Origin of the sequence: Streptomyces sp. NPDC051976 (genome assembly GCF_040680795.1) — a bacterium.
Taxonomy (GTDB): domain Bacteria; phylum Actinomycetota; class Actinomycetes; order Streptomycetales; family Streptomycetaceae; genus Actinacidiphila.
In genome coordinates, this window is record NZ_JBFAXL010000024.1 from 85,967 (window position 1) to 99,044 (window position 13,078).

10 protein-coding genes are annotated in these 13,078 nt (G+C 72.3%); 4 read left to right on the forward strand and 6 right to left on the reverse strand.

Going from position 1 to position 13,078, the window contains the following annotated elements:
* Nucleotides 1-7: 7 nt before the first annotated feature.
* Both AB0M29_RS23440 and folE read right to left on the reverse strand, forming a co-directional pair.
* Entirely contained in the window at nt 8-379 is a 372-nt protein-coding gene (locus AB0M29_RS23440; protein WP_365385559.1) for an arsenate reductase family protein, read from the reverse strand.
* A gap of 71 nt (nt 380-450) precedes the next feature.
* Nucleotides 451-1,053 carry a GTP cyclohydrolase I FolE gene (gene folE, locus AB0M29_RS23445; RefSeq protein ID WP_365385561.1) on the reverse strand — a complete coding sequence of 201 codons (603 nt, stop codon included), beginning with the start codon at nt 1,051-1,053 and terminating at the stop codon, nt 451-453.
* Between the two features lie 210 nt (nt 1,054-1,263).
* On the opposite strand from folE, the gene AB0M29_RS23450 reads away from it, so the two are divergent.
* A complete protein-coding gene (locus tag AB0M29_RS23450) occupies nt 1,264-2,004 on the forward strand; it encodes a transcriptional regulator (protein WP_365385563.1) in 741 nt (246 codons plus the stop codon).
* Here AB0M29_RS23450 and AB0M29_RS23455 read toward each other — a convergent pair.
* Nucleotides 1,998-6,329, reverse strand: a complete 4,332-nt coding sequence (locus AB0M29_RS23455) for a bifunctional nitrate reductase/sulfite reductase flavoprotein subunit alpha (protein ID WP_365385565.1) — start codon at nt 6,327-6,329, stop codon at nt 1,998-2,000. The genes AB0M29_RS23450 and AB0M29_RS23455 overlap by 7 nt on opposite strands.
* A 323-nt stretch (nt 6,330-6,652) precedes the next feature.
* Between AB0M29_RS23455 and AB0M29_RS23460 the strand changes: the two genes are divergently transcribed.
* Nucleotides 6,653-7,414, forward strand: coding sequence for a DeoR/GlpR family DNA-binding transcription regulator (locus tag AB0M29_RS23460; RefSeq protein ID WP_365385567.1), 762 nt, complete (start codon nt 6,653-6,655; stop codon nt 7,412-7,414).
* Nucleotides 7,415-7,418: 4 nt separating this feature from the next.
* Here AB0M29_RS23460 and AB0M29_RS23465 read toward each other — a convergent pair whose 3' ends face one another.
* Together AB0M29_RS23465 and AB0M29_RS23470 are read right to left on the reverse strand one after the other, a co-directional pair.
* Complete coding sequence (locus AB0M29_RS23465; protein WP_365385570.1) at nt 7,419-8,153, reverse strand: Ada metal-binding domain-containing protein; 735 nt, start codon at nt 8,151-8,153, stop codon at nt 7,419-7,421.
* A 46-nt stretch (nt 8,154-8,199) separates the two neighbouring features.
* Nucleotides 8,200-8,934, reverse strand: a complete 735-nt coding sequence (locus tag AB0M29_RS23470) for a 2OG-Fe(II) oxygenase (protein WP_365385572.1) — start codon at nt 8,932-8,934, stop codon at nt 8,200-8,202.
* A 383-nt stretch (nt 8,935-9,317) separates the two neighbouring features.
* On the opposite strand from AB0M29_RS23470, the gene AB0M29_RS23475 reads away from it, so the two are divergent.
* Nucleotides 9,318-10,556 (forward strand): GAF domain-containing protein, encoded by a 1,239-nt coding sequence (locus AB0M29_RS23475; RefSeq protein ID WP_365385574.1) that lies wholly within the window; start codon nt 9,318-9,320, stop codon nt 10,554-10,556.
* 114 nt (nt 10,557-10,670) lie between these two features.
* Nucleotides 10,671-12,188, forward strand: coding sequence for an aldehyde dehydrogenase (adh, locus tag AB0M29_RS23480; RefSeq protein WP_365385576.1), 1,518 nt, complete (start codon nt 10,671-10,673; stop codon nt 12,186-12,188).
* A 59-nt stretch (nt 12,189-12,247) separates the two neighbouring features.
* On the opposite strand, the gene AB0M29_RS23485 is transcribed toward adh, so the two are convergent.
* Nucleotides 12,248-12,985: a hypothetical protein gene (locus tag AB0M29_RS23485; RefSeq protein ID WP_365385578.1), complete on the reverse strand. Its 738-nt coding sequence runs from the start codon at nt 12,983-12,985 to the stop codon at nt 12,248-12,250.
* Between the last annotated feature and the right edge of the window lie 93 nt (nt 12,986-13,078).

Sequence of the window (13,078 nt, forward strand, 5' to 3'; positions counted from 1 at the left end):
GGCTCCTTCAGTGGGTGGCGGACGGCGGAAGGACGGAGCGGACGGCGCTCTCGGAACGGCCGATCACGGTCGTGCCGTCCTCCGCGGTGATGATCGGCCGCTGGATCAGCGAGGGGTGCCCGGCGAGCGCGGCGATCCAGCGCTCACGGGCCTCGGCGTCGCGCGGCCAGGTGGTGAGGCCGAGTTCGGCTGCCGCGGGCTCCCCGGTGCGGGTGATGTCCCAGGGCTCCAGGCCGAGCCTGCCCAGTACCTCGGTCAGCTCCGCGGCCGTGGGCGGGTCGTCGAGGTAGCGCCGCACGGTGTACTCGGCTCCCTCGGCGTCGAGCAGGGAGAGCGCCGAACGGCACTTGGAGCAGGCGGGGTTGATCCAGATTTCCACGGTCTCGGTGGGCTTTCTGTGGTGGGCGTGCGGTGGTGGGTCTCCCGCCGCGGTCTCCCGCCGCGGGGATGTCAGGTGGCGACGCCGGACAGCGCCAGGAACTCGGCCCGGGAGCGTGGGTCGTGCCGCAGCGTCCCGAGCAGTGTCGAGGTGATGGTGGTGGAACCGGTGGCCTGCACGCCGCGCAGCGTCATGCAGGTGTGCTCGGCGACCAGGACCACGCCGACGCCCTTGGGCGCGAGCTGCGCCTGCAGCCAGTCCGCTATCTGCTTGGTCAGCCGCTCCTGCACCTGCGGGCGGCAGGAGAAGTGCTCGACCACCCGGGCCAGCTTGGACAGCCCGAGGATCCGCTGCCCCGGCAGATAGCCGACGTGGGCGGTGCCGACGAAGGGCAGCAGGTGGTGTTCGCAGACCGACCGCACGGGGATGGAGCGGGCCAGCACCAGCTCGTCGTACCCCTCGTCGTTGGGGAAGGTGGTGAGGTCGAACGCCCGGGGGGTGAAGAGCTCGGCGTAGGCGCGGGCCATCCGGCCGGGCGTCGCCGCCAGCCCCTCCGTGTCGGTGGGGACGCCGAGCGCGCGCAGGAACGCGCGAGCCGCGTCCTCCGCCGCCGCCATGTCGATGCCGTCGGTCTCATGGACCACGCGCAGCGCGGCGCCGGGACGGGGTGCCATGGCAGACCCTCCTAGAGAATTGATTTCACTAGCGAGTATTGGTCTTATTCCGTGGAGGCGTCAAGCTGGCCGGGTAGCAGCCGTGTCGCTGTCGGTTACGCCCATGACAATAGGCGTTATCCTGGTGTTGTGGCAGTCGATCCGAGTCTTCCAGAAGCCTCCGCGGACGCCGTGCCGGACTCGCCCGCGTCCTCCAGGGCGCACTCTTCCATGGACGCCGTCGCGGTCCTCGCGGACGCGCAGCGGCGGCGGATGTACGGCTTCGCGCGCCGCGCGCGGCGGCCCGTCACCCGCGAGGAGGCCGCGTCCGTCGCCGGGATCTCCGCCAAGCTCGCCGCGTTCCATCTCGACAAGCTCGTGGCGGCCGGGCTGCTGAGGGCCCGCTACGAGAGCCCGGCCGGAACGCGCAAGGTCGGCCGCAAGCCGAAGGTCTACGAGCCGACCGAGGCCGACATCCGGGTCAGCATCCCGGAGCGCAGGCCGGATGTGATCGCCGGAATCCTCATCGACGCCGTCCTCACCGAGGAGCCCGGCGAGGGCGCGCGGGCCGCCGCGCTGCGTGCGGCGCGGCAGCACGGCGAGGAGACCGGCGCGGCCGAGCGGGACCGGATCCGCCCCGGCCGCCTCGGCCCCGAGCGTTCGCTGACCGTCAGCGAGAACATGCTCGCCCGCTACGGTTTCGAGCCGGAGCGCCGGGCCGCCACCGGCGTCCGGCTGCTCAACTGCCCCTTCCACCAACTGGCCGCCCGCTCCCCCGAGTTGGTCTGCGGCCTCAACCACGCCTTCCTCGGCGGCCTGCTGTGCGGCCTGGAGACCACCGGCGTCGAGGCCGTGCTCGCCCCCCACGCGGGCCGCTGCTGCGTGGAGCTTCGCCGGCCCGCGGACGGCGCGGGCCCCGCCGGGGATCCGGCGGCGGGCAACGGCGACCGCGGCGCGGGAACCTCTCAATAGACGTCCCGCACATAGCGTTTGTCGGCGGCGAGCTGCTTGAGATAGGCCGCGGCCTGCTCCGCGTCGAGGCCCCCGTGGATCGAGGCGATCTCGCGCAGTGCCGCGTCGACGTCCTTGGCCATCCGGCCCGCGTCGCCGCAGACGTAGAAGTGGGCGCCGCGCTGGAGCCAGTCCCACAGCCGGGGGCCGTGCTCGCGCATCCGGTCCTGGACGTAGACCTTGTTGCGCTGGTCGCGGGAGAAGGCCAGGTCGAGGCGTTGCAGATCGCCGGTGTGGCGGAAGTCCTCCAGCTCCCGGCGGTAGTAGTGGTCGGTGGCCTGCCGCTGCTCGCCGAAGAACAGCCAGGTGCTGCCGGTGGCGCCGCGTTCCCGGTGCTCCTCCAGGAAGCCGATGAAGGGCGCCACGCCGGTCCCCGGGCCGACCATGATCATCGGTGTGCCGGGATCGGCGGGCGGGCGGAAGTGCGGGGAGCGCTGGACGAAGACGGGTACGGGCCCGTCGTCCGCGCAGTCGGCCAGGAAGGTGGAGCACACTCCCCCGCGGTTCTCGCCGTAGCGGACCACCGACACGGTCAGCCGGACCTCGTCGGGGTGCGCCAGCGGGCTGGAGGAGATCGAGTACAGCCGCGGCTGCAGGCGCCTGAGCACCCCGGCCCACTCACGGGCGGTGGCCCTGACCGGGAACCCGCCGACGACGTCCACGGCCTGGCGGCCCCAACTCCACTTCGCCAGCTCGTCCTTGTTGTCGGGCCGCAGCAGCCGCCGCAGATCCCGGTAGTGGGTACGGTCGGCGACGAAGCGCAGCAGCTCCGGTGTGATCCGCGCGATCTCCAGCCGGGTGCGCAGCGCTTCGCCGAGCGGCGCCTCGCCCATCCCGGGCACCGGCACCGGCTCGTCCGCGTCCAGTCCGGTGACGGCCAGCCAGTCGGCCACCAGAGCGGGCGAGTTGGCGGGCCAGACACCCAGCGCGTCGCCCGCCTCGTAGGACAGGCCGCCGAGTTCACCACCCCGGGTGTCGAAGGCGAACTGCCTGACCTCCTTGGCCGAACCGGGCAGGCTCAGCAGCCGGTTGCCCACCAGCAGCGTGGGGAAGGGCGCGGCCTTGGAGTACGGGGACGCCTCCAGCAGCCGGGGCTGTGCGGAGGCGGGGGCGGGGCCGTCGCCGCGGATCACCGCGCGCGGGAAGGCGATGCCGCCGCCCGGCTGCGGTGGCTTCGCAGCCGGGGGCCCGGATTCCGCCTCGGGCCCGGCCTCTTCGGCGAGCGCGGCGAGCACCGCGTCCAGCCAGCGCTCCGCGGCTTGGTCGTAGTCCGCGTCGCAGTCCACGCGGGGCGCGAGGCGGGTGCCGCCGAGTTCCGCCAGCCGCTGGTCGAGGCGGCGGCCGTGGCCGCAGAAGTCGTCGTAACTGGAGTCGCCCAGCGCCAGCACCGCGAAGCGCACATCCGTCAGCGCGGCGTGGTCGGGTGCGGCGAGCGCGGCCCAGAACGCGGACCCGTTGTCGGGTGCCTCGCCGTCGCCGAAGGTGCTGGTGACCAGCAGCAGCGTCGTACCGGCGGACAGCGGCTCCTCCTTCGTGGAGTCATCCATCCCGGCCAGCCGCGGACGGTGCCCCTCCGCCGCCAGCCGCTCGGCGCAAGTCCGCGCCACCTCCTCGGCGTTGCCGGTCTGCGAGGCCCACAGGACGACGACGTCCGTTCCCGGTGTGCTCGCGGGCACCGCGGGGGCGGCCACGGGCGGGAGCTGCGGCGCCGCCGGCGTGGTCCGCGAGAACATCCCGGCGAGCAGCCCGTCCACCCACAGCGCGTGGTCAGGAGCGAGCGGGGCCGACGCGGGCAGTACCGGCACCGCGCCCGAGGCCGCACCCGCGCTCGCGCCCAGCCCCACCAGGAAGCCCGCCAGATACAGGTGCTCCTCGGCCGCGAACCGCGGCGGCGCCAGGTCCCCGATGCCGAGCAGCGCGCCCAGCGTGGCGGCGTCCACGCCCCGCGGACCGCCCGGATTCCCGGGCCCCCCGACGGCCGGGCTCTCCGCGGACCCGGGCGGCGGCCCCGCCTCCCCGGACGCCGACGGGTCGACTGGCTCCTGCCGCGGTCCCGGAAGCACGACCCTTCCCGGCGCGGGCGCGGGCACCTTCGTCAGCGCCACGGCGCACACCTTGTACTCCGGCTGGAACGACACCGGGTCGACGGCGTCGCTGGTCACCGCGTTGACGCTCAGGTACTCGCCGAACAGGTCGTTCCAGTGGAACGGGGCGAAGCAGTCGCCGGGCCGCACCCGGTCGGTGACCACCACGGGCAGCACCGCACGGCCGCGCCGCGACGCGACCTCGACATGGTCGCCCTCCCCGATCGCCAGCGCCTGGGCGTCGGCGGGATGCAGCTCCACGAAGGGGCCGGGGTTCAGCTTGTTGAGCTTGGCGACCTTCCCGGTCTTGGTCAGGGTGTGCCACTGGTGCTGCAGCCGACCGGTGTTGAGCACGAACGGGTAGTCGTCGTCCGGCAGTTCGGCCGGTGGCAGATGCGGCCGGGCGAAGAAGGCGGCGCGTCCGCTCGCCGTGGGAAAGAGCAGCCGCGGTCGCGCGCCGTCCGCCCGTACCGCCGCGGGGTGTTCGCCGCCGTCGTTGAGGTAGCGGATCGGGTTGCGGTCGCCGCCGGTCGCCGAAGCACTCGGCCACTGCACGGGCGTCTCCCGCAGCCGCTCGTACGTCACGCCCCGCAGGTCGTAACCGGTCCTCGGGTTGTACGCACCCTTGATCTCCTCGAAGATCTCCTCGGCGCTGGTGTACCCGAAGGCGTCCGCGTACCCCATCTCGCAGGCGACGCGCGCGATGAGCTGCCAGTCGGGCAGCGCCTCGCCCGGCGCGTCGGCGGCCTGCCGGAGCAGGGTGACGTTGCGCTCCGAGTTCACCATCACGCCGTCGGTCTCCGCCCACATCGCCGCGGGCAGCACCACATCGGCGTACGCGTTGGTCTCCGTCTCCGCGTACACGTCCTGCGTGACGACGAACTCGGCCGCCTCCAGGCCCGCGATGACCGTCTTGCGGTTGGCGACCGAGGCGACCGGGTTGGTGCAGATGATCCAGCACGCCTTGATGTCGCCCTCCGCCATCCCGGCGAACATCTCGACGGTGCCCTTGCCGCCCTCCGCGCGCAGCGTGCCCGGCGGCAGATCCCACAGCCGCTCGGTGAAGTCGCGCTCCTCCGCCACCAACGCCGAACGCTGGCCCGGCAGTCCGGGACCCATGTACCCCATCTCCCGTCCGCCCATGGCGTTCGGCTGGCCCGTGAGCGAGAACGGGCCGCTGCCGGGGCGGCAGATCGCGCCGGTCGCGAGGTGGAGGTTGCACAGCGCGTTGGTGTTCCAGGTGCCGTGCGTGCTCTGGTTGAGCCCCATGGTCCAGCAGCTCATCCACTCCCCCGCCTCGCCTATCCACCGGGCGGCGCGGCGGATGTCCTCCTCGGGTATGCCGGTGATCTCGGCGACCCGGGCGGGCGGGTAGTCCGCGAGGAACGCGGGCATGGTCTCCCAGCCCTCGGTGAACTCCTCGATGAACGCGTCGTCGGTGTGGCCGTTCTCGACCAGCAGATGCAGCAGGCCGTTGAGCAACGCCAGGTCCGTACCGGGCCTGATCTGCAGGAAGAGGTCGGCCTTGGCGGCGGTGGTGTTGCGCCGCGGGTCGACCACGATCAGCTTCGCGCCCGCCTTGACCCGGTCCATCAGCCGCAGGAAGAGGATGGGGTGGCAGTCGGCCATGTTCGAGCCGATGACGAAGAAGACGTCCGCCCGCTCGAAGTCCTGGTACGAGCCGGGCGGCCCGTCCGCGCCCAGCGACAGCTTGTAGCCGCTGCCCGCACTGGCCATGCACAGCCGCGAGTTGGACTCCACGTGGCTCGTCCGCAGATACCCCTTGGCCAGTTTGTTGGCCAGGTACTGCGCCTCCAGGGTCATCTGGCCCGAGACGTAGAGCGCGAGCGCGTCCGGGCCGTGGGTGTCGACGATCTCGCGCAGCCGGCGGGCCGTGCGGGATATCGCGGCGTCGACGCCGAGGGGTTCGGGCTCGGCGCCGCGGTCGTCGCGGGCGAGGGCGGTGGTGAGGCGGCCTTCGGTGGCGGTGAGGAGGTCGGCGCTGGTGGCGCCCTTGGTGCAGAGTCTTCCGAAGTTCGCGGGGTGTTGTTTGTCGCCGGACGCGCGCACGACGGTGCGCCGCCCGGTGGCGGCGTCGGTGCTGACGTCGAGGACGAGACCACAGCCCACTCCGCAGTACGAACAGACGGTCCTGACGGCTTCGAGCTGGCCGGCAGAGTCCCGTGCATCGGCTTGCGCCACGGACGCACCCTCCCCTTCGGTGGGTTGAGCGAAACCCACACTCGTCACCGTAGAAAACGGTCGTTGCGCCCAGATCTCGCCCGGCGAACAAGATCGGTTACGGCGGTCGCACAGTCGGGGACGGTGGAGCGTGAGGGCGGGGGCCGCGGGGGCTCCGTGGTGGATCAGGGGATACGGCTGTGAGCTGGTAGTTTTTCGGAACCGAAGCGGGTGGTTCCGGGCGGGATCTTGCCCGGTCTGGGCCGGCGCATGACACTGGTGGGGCGGTAGAAGTCTTCTGCGTCCCTTATGTGTGTGGGTGTGGCGGCGGGCAGGAGCGGGTGATGCGTGCGGAGGAGCGGCAGCATCGGATCCTGGTGCTGGCCCGGCAGGAGGGCCGGGTGGAGGTGGCCAGGACGGCGGACGACCTCGGGGTGGCGCCCGAGACGGTTCGGCGCGATCTGAGCGAGCTGGAGCGCAGGGGCCTGGTGCGGCGGACGCACGGTGGGGCGTATCCGGTGGAGAGCGCGGGCTTCGAGACGAACCTGGCGCAGCGGGTCACGCTGCATGTGGAGAACAAGCGCCGGATCGCGGCGGCGGCGGTGAAGCTGCTGGGGGACGCCGAGACGGTGTTCATCGACGAGGGGTACACACCGCAGATCCTCGCCTCGCTGCTGCCGACCGACCGGACACTGACCGTCGTGACGGCGTCACTGTCGACGGCGGCCGCGATCGCCGACTCCGACAACACCACCGTCCTGCTCCTGGGTGGCCGGGTCCGGGGCCGGACGCTGGCCACCGTCGGGTCCTGGGCGTCGGCGATGCTGACCGGCTTCGTGATCGACCTCGCGTACCTCGGGTCCAACGGCATCTCGCGGGAGTTCGGCCTCACCACCCCCGACCCCGCCGTGGCCGACGTCAAGGCGAGTGCCCTGAAGGTCGCCCGGCGCCGTGTCTACATGGGCGACCACAGCAAGTTCGGCGCCAGCAGCTTCTGCCGCTTCGCGGAGGTGGCGGACTTCGAGGCCATCGTCACCGACACGGGCCTCTCGTCGGCCGAGGCCCACCGGTACACCCTCCTGGGCCCCCAGGTCCTCCGCGTCTGACACCTCAGACCGGGAGCAGGTGGGTGACCCAGCCGTTGCGGATCTCCCAGGTGCCGCCGTCGGCATCGGCGCCGCGCAGGCCGTGCACGGCGGGTGCGCCCGCGAGGCGGACGAGGCGGGTGGTGGCCAGGCTGGCGAATCCGTACGTACGGGCCGGGTCCCAATCCGTGGACTGCCGCAACCGCCGCACCAGACGCCCTACCCCGACCGGAGCCCCCGCCAGCACCCAGGCATCGGGCGCCCCCGCGGTGAGCCGGGTCGCCGCCCGCAGCCAGGAAGCGGCATCCTCGGGCCAGTCGACAACCGCCAGCACATCCCGCCCCCGCGCCTCCCACGCCTCAACGAAGGCCCGCGCGGCGGCACAAGAGGCCGCATCCCGACCGTGTCCCACGGAGACCATCCGGGGAGCGGCCCCCAACTGTGCGAGAAGCGAGCCGAGTTCGGCCTCGGTGTGCGGCACCGGCACCTCACCCGCCGCCCGCGAACGCCCCGCCCGCCACTCCCGGTACCGCGCGGGCAGACACACCGCACACGGCCGGTACCCGGCGGCCACGGCAGCCGACTCGTCGGCGAAGAAGACCCGCTGCCGTGCGTAGTGCGGGCCCCGCGCGAGCGCCCGCAACGCGGAAGGACAGTCCAGACGCCCGTACAACCTCCCCCGCCGATGCCCCCCGAACACCCCCGGAACGGCACTCACATACGGCTCCCCGTCCGCGCCGACCAACCTGTACCCACCCATCAGAGACCCTCCTTCCTCCACCCGCTCGTCCCGACCCGCCCCCGGTTCACGCGGCGTCGTGGAAGACCAGGCCGAGCGTGTGCCGACGCCCGGCCCGCACCGTACTCACCCCGTGCCGCATCGGCGCCGCCGACCACCCCCGCGCCGACCGCACCGGACGGTCACGGGTGGTGAAGACCAGGCCGTGCCCCTGCGGGAGGAGGGTGGCCGAGCCGCGGGACTGGGCCCGCGGGCGCTGCTCGGTCATGAGGAACTCGCCGCCGGTGTAGTCGGTCCCGGGCGCGTCGAGGCCGATCACGACCTGGAGGGGGAAGACGGCGTCGCCGAACAGGTCGCGGTGCAGGGCGTTCCAGTCGCCCGGGCCGTAGCGGAGCAGGATCTGGGCGGAACGGGGCTGGCCGGCGCGGTGGCAGATGGCGAGCCACTTCTCGAGGGTGTCGGGCCACGGCGCGGGGCGCCCGAGCTTGGCGGCCCAGTCGCGGGCGACGGGGAGAAGGTACGGGTAGAAGGCCGCGCGCAGCTCCCGCACGGGGTCGGGCAGCGGCTCGGCGAAGTAGCGGTACTGGCCGGAGCCGAAGCGGTGCCTGGCCATGTCGACGGTCGAGCGGAACCGCGCGGTGTCGCCGTAGAGCGCGGCGAGGTCGCGGCACTCCCGCGGGGAGAGAAGCGGGCGGGCGGTGAGCGCGCTGCCGAACTCGTCGAGTTCGGCGGTGAGTTCGGCCCAGTCGACGGCCGCGACCCGAGCGGCGGGGGCGTCGCGTGGCGCGAGGGTGTCGGTCATGATGCGAAGACCTCCGAAGGTGCGATGTGGGGCACGCCGCCCCGGCGTGAGGAGCCGCGGCCTGTGTTCCGGGCCGCCTCTCCCGCGGCAGCGGGCGCCGCACCTTCGAGCCTGGTCCGCCGGAACCGCCTGTGCTGGCGTGATTCGGACGTCACGCTGGACGTCCCGTCGGGCACCCCGTCGGACGCCCCGCCAGGCACCCCGCCAGGCACCCCGCTCACCGGCCTCCGGGAGAGCACCGGACGGGCCCGACAGCGGCCTTCCCGAGACCGAGGTGTCCGCTTATGATGCGGATCACGGCGCCTGTCCAGGAGACAGTGCCGCCGGCGCCCGGACCTGCACGTCGATGACGATGAAGTGACGACGAAGAAGTCGGGAAGACAATGTCAGAGCATGGTGCACTCCGGCAGCGGCGTACCGTACTGGAACACGAATGGGCGCGCCGTGTACCGCAGTTGAAGACGGCGGCCCGGCATCCGGCCGCGACCGCGCCGCTCCGGCGCGAGGTCACCGAGTCGTGGCGGCGCTGCGTCGGGACGGTGGACCCCGGCCGGGACAGCGCCCCGGTCTCCGAGGACGGCGAGGTCCATCCGCGCTGGTACGACTCGCCGTTGCACCGCCCGGTGACCGATCTCGCCGACGAACTGCACAGCATCGCCGAGGACGCGGGGTTCGTGGCCGCGGTGACCGACGAGTCGGGCACCATCTTGTGGACGTGCGGCGGCAGGGTGATGCGGCGCCGGGCGGAGCAGGTCAACTTCGCTCCCGGCGGCCGCTGGGACGAGCGCGCGATGGGCACCAACGCGCTCTCGCTGGCCCTGCGCAGCGGCCGCCCGAGCACGGTCTTCTCGGCCGAGCACCTCGTGGCGGCGCTGCACGGCTGGGTCTGCTACTGCGCGCCGATCCGCACGCCCGACGGCCGGGTGCTGGGCGTGCTCGACCTGTCTACCACATGGGACCGCTCGCACCCGCTGGCACTGCCGACGGTGCGCAGTCTGGCGTCGGCGATCGAGGCGCGGCTGCGCCCCGGCCCCGGCGTGGACCGAGCAGCGGGGCCGGGCACCGTACGGCTGAACTGCCTGGGCGCCGCGCAGGCGTCGAGCGGCGACCTGCCGCTGCCGCTGCGGCCCCGGCAGCTGGAGATCCTGGCGCTGCTGGCGCTGGAGCCGGGCGGCCTGGCACCCGAGCGGCTGCGCGCCGCGCTGTACGGCGACCGCGCGGTCACCGCCTCCACCGTCAAGGCGGAGGTCTCGCATCTGCGGCGGGCACTGAACGGCGGTGTGGCGGTGCGCAGATACGCGCTGACGGCGCCGGTCGCCTGCGACGCGGTGGAGGTGCTGCGGGCGCTGGAGCGCGGCGACACGGCCACCGCCCTCCAGCTCTACCGCGGTCCGCTGCTGCCGCTGTCCGAGGCGCCGGGTGTGGTGGAGTGGCGTGAGCATCTGGAGGTCGTCGTCCGCGAGGCGGTCCTGGCGAGCGGGCAGCCGGAGCAGGTCCTGCGGTACGGCGAGCACGCCCCGTACGACGCGGAGATCCACCGGCACGCGCTGCGGTTGCTGGCCCCCGACGACGCGCGGCGGGCGATCGCGGCGGGCAGGCTCAGCGCCGCGCTGCGCATCTGACGCCGGCGCCCGGGGACGCCAACCTTTCGCCAACCTCGGGCGCGCAGAGTGGGGCGCAGTGGCGACGGCGCGGGCCGCCGTCGTACCCGCAACCCCACCCAGAGGAGCGCCACCATGGTCTACGCGCAGCCGGGCAGCGAGGGCAGCATCGTCGAATTCGCCGCGCGGTACGACAACTTCATCGGCGGCGACTGGGTCGCGCCGGTCGAAGGCGGCTACTTCGACAACCCGACGCCGGTGACCGGTGAGACCTTCTGCCAGGTCGCCCGGTCGACCGCCCCCGACATCGAACTCGCCCTGGACGCAGCGCACTCCGCGGCCGGTGCCTGGGGCCGTACGTCCGCCACCGAGCGGGCGAACATCCTCAACAAGATCGCGGACCGCATCGAGGGCGACCTGGAGCGGCTCGCGGTCGCCGAGACGTGGGAGAACGGCAAGCCGGTACGCGAGACACTGGCCGCCGATCTGCCGCTGGCGGTGGACCACTTCCGCTACTTCGCCGGTGCGCTGCGCGCCCAGGAGGGCAGCATCTCGGAGATCGACGCCGAGACCGTCGCATACCACTACCACGAGCCGCTGGGTGTGGTCGGGCAGATCATCCCGTGGAACTTCCCGATCCTGATGGCCACGTGGAAGCTGGCGCCCGCGCTGGCCGCGGGGAACTGCGTGGTGATCAAGCCCGCCGAGCAGACCCCGGTCAGCCTGCTGCTGGTGATCGAGCTGATCGCCGACCTGCTGCCGCCGGGTGTGGTGAACGTGGTCAACGGCTTCGGGGTGGAGGCCGGGAAGCCGCTCGCGTCCAGCCCGCGGGTGGCCAAGGTGGCGTTCACCGGTGAGACCACCACGGGGCGGCTGATCATGCAGTACGCCAGCGAGAACATCATCCCGGTGACGCTGGAGCTGGGCGGCAAGAGCCCCAACATCTTCCTGCCCGACGTGATGGCCGCGGACGACGACTTCCTGGACAAGGCGGTCGAGGGTTTCGTGATGTTCGCCCTCAACCAGGGCGAGGTCTGCACCTGCCCGTCGCGGGCGCTGATCCACTCCTCGATCTACGACGAGTTCATGGCCCGCTGTCTGGAGCGCACCCGGGCGATCACCGGCGGCAACCCGCTGGACCCGGCGACGATGCTGGGCGCGCAGGCGAGCAACGACCAGTTCGAGAAGATCCTCTCCTACTTCGACATCGGCAAGCAGGAGGGCGCCGAGGTGCTGACCGGCGGCAGCGCCCGTACCGTGCCCGGCCTGGAGGGCGGCTACTACATCGAGCCGACGATCTTCCGCGGCACCAACGACATGCGGATCTTCCAGGAGGAGATCTTCGGCCCCGTGGTCTCGGTCACCACGTTCGACTCCACCGACGAGGCACTCAAGCTCGCCAACGACACGCTGTACGGCCTCGGCGCGGGCGTGTGGACGCGTGACGGCAGCGCCGCGTACCGCCTCGGCCGGGAGATCAAGGCGGGCCGGGTGTGGACCAACTGCTACCACGCCTACCCGGCGCACGCGGCGTTCGGCGGTTACAAGAACTCCGGTATCGGCCGCGAGAACCACAAGATGATGCTGGAGCACTACCAGCAGACGAAGAACCTCCTCGTCTCGTACTCGCCGAAGAAGCTGGGCTTCTTCTAGAGCGGCACCAAAGGGCGCCTGACCTGGCCATACGTCCGGTCGGGCGCCCTGTCCCGCGCCTACCAGCCGCTCGCGGTCCTGTCGGACCCGACGTTGCCGTTGCCGTTGCCGTTGTCGTTGCCGTTGTTCTGACCGTTCCCATTCCCGTTGCCGCTGCCGTTCCCGTTCCCGTTGCCGCTGTCACCGCCGGGAGCTCGGTCTCCGGTGCGGGTGTTGCCGTTCTCGTTGCCGTTGGTGTTGCCGTTGTTCTGACCGTTCCCGTTCGCGTTGTCACTGCCGTTCCCGTTCCCGTTGCCGACTCCGTCGCGCCCGGCTCCGCTTCCGACGGAGGCTCGCTCCCCCAGGGTGCAGGGTGCGAGGGCTTCCATCGTCTGCCGCTGTCCGCTCGTGTCGAGGAGCGTCACGATGTGCCGGATCGTGGTCAGCCGTTGGTCCCTCAACGGGCCGAGCAACTCCTGCTGGATCGCTCCGGGGTCTTGTCGGCCGTTCGCCGTACTGTTCACGAGCGTCTGGTTGGCGGTGGCCAGCTGAGAGTCCATCACGGCCAGTGAGTCGTCGACCGCCGCCCGCTGTCCCGTCGGGACGTCCGGGATCTCAGCGCGTACGTCCGGGCAGCTGATCACCGACGTCAGCTGCTCACCCTGCTCGCTCTCGGCGTGGATCCGACCCGTTCCACTCGCGTCGGCCTCGGCGGACGCGCGGACCCCCACCAGGGCCACTCCGCCCAGGACCAGTGCGGCGGAGATGCCCGTCAGCCGTCCGGTGAGTGCCCGGTCCCGCCTCGCGGTATGTCGCATGGAATTCCTCCGGTGCCGAGGGAACATGAGATTGCCGTTCTATACGGGCAGGAACGGCCTCGTGTTCAACGCCCGCCTCACTTCGGGGCGGTG

Bases quoted from the DNA above. Each gene is read 5' to 3' on its own strand.
- folE (WP_365385561.1), bottom strand. From the start codon at position 1,053: ATGGCACCCCGTCCCGGCGCCGCGCTGCGCGTGGTCCATGAGACCGAC.
- AB0M29_RS23450 (WP_365385563.1), top strand. From the start codon at position 1,264: ATGGACGCCGTCGCGGTCCTCGCGGACGCGCAGCGGCGGCGGATGTAC.
- AB0M29_RS23460 (WP_365385567.1), top strand. From the start codon at position 6,653: ATGCGTGCGGAGGAGCGGCAGCATCGGATCCTGGTGCTGGCCCGGCAG.
- AB0M29_RS23465 (WP_365385570.1), bottom strand. From the start codon at position 8,153: ATGGGTGGGTACAGGTTGGTCGGCGCGGACGGGGAGCCGTATGTGAGT.
- AB0M29_RS23470 (WP_365385572.1), bottom strand. From the start codon at position 8,934: ATGACCGACACCCTCGCGCCACGCGACGCCCCCGCCGCTCGGGTCGCG.
- AB0M29_RS23475 (WP_365385574.1), top strand. From the start codon at position 9,318: ATGTCAGAGCATGGTGCACTCCGGCAGCGGCGTACCGTACTGGAACAC.
- adh (WP_365385576.1), top strand. From the start codon at position 10,671: ATGGTCTACGCGCAGCCGGGCAGCGAGGGCAGCATCGTCGAATTCGCC.
- AB0M29_RS23485 (WP_365385578.1), bottom strand. From the start codon at position 12,985: ATGCGACATACCGCGAGGCGGGACCGGGCACTCACCGGACGGCTGACG.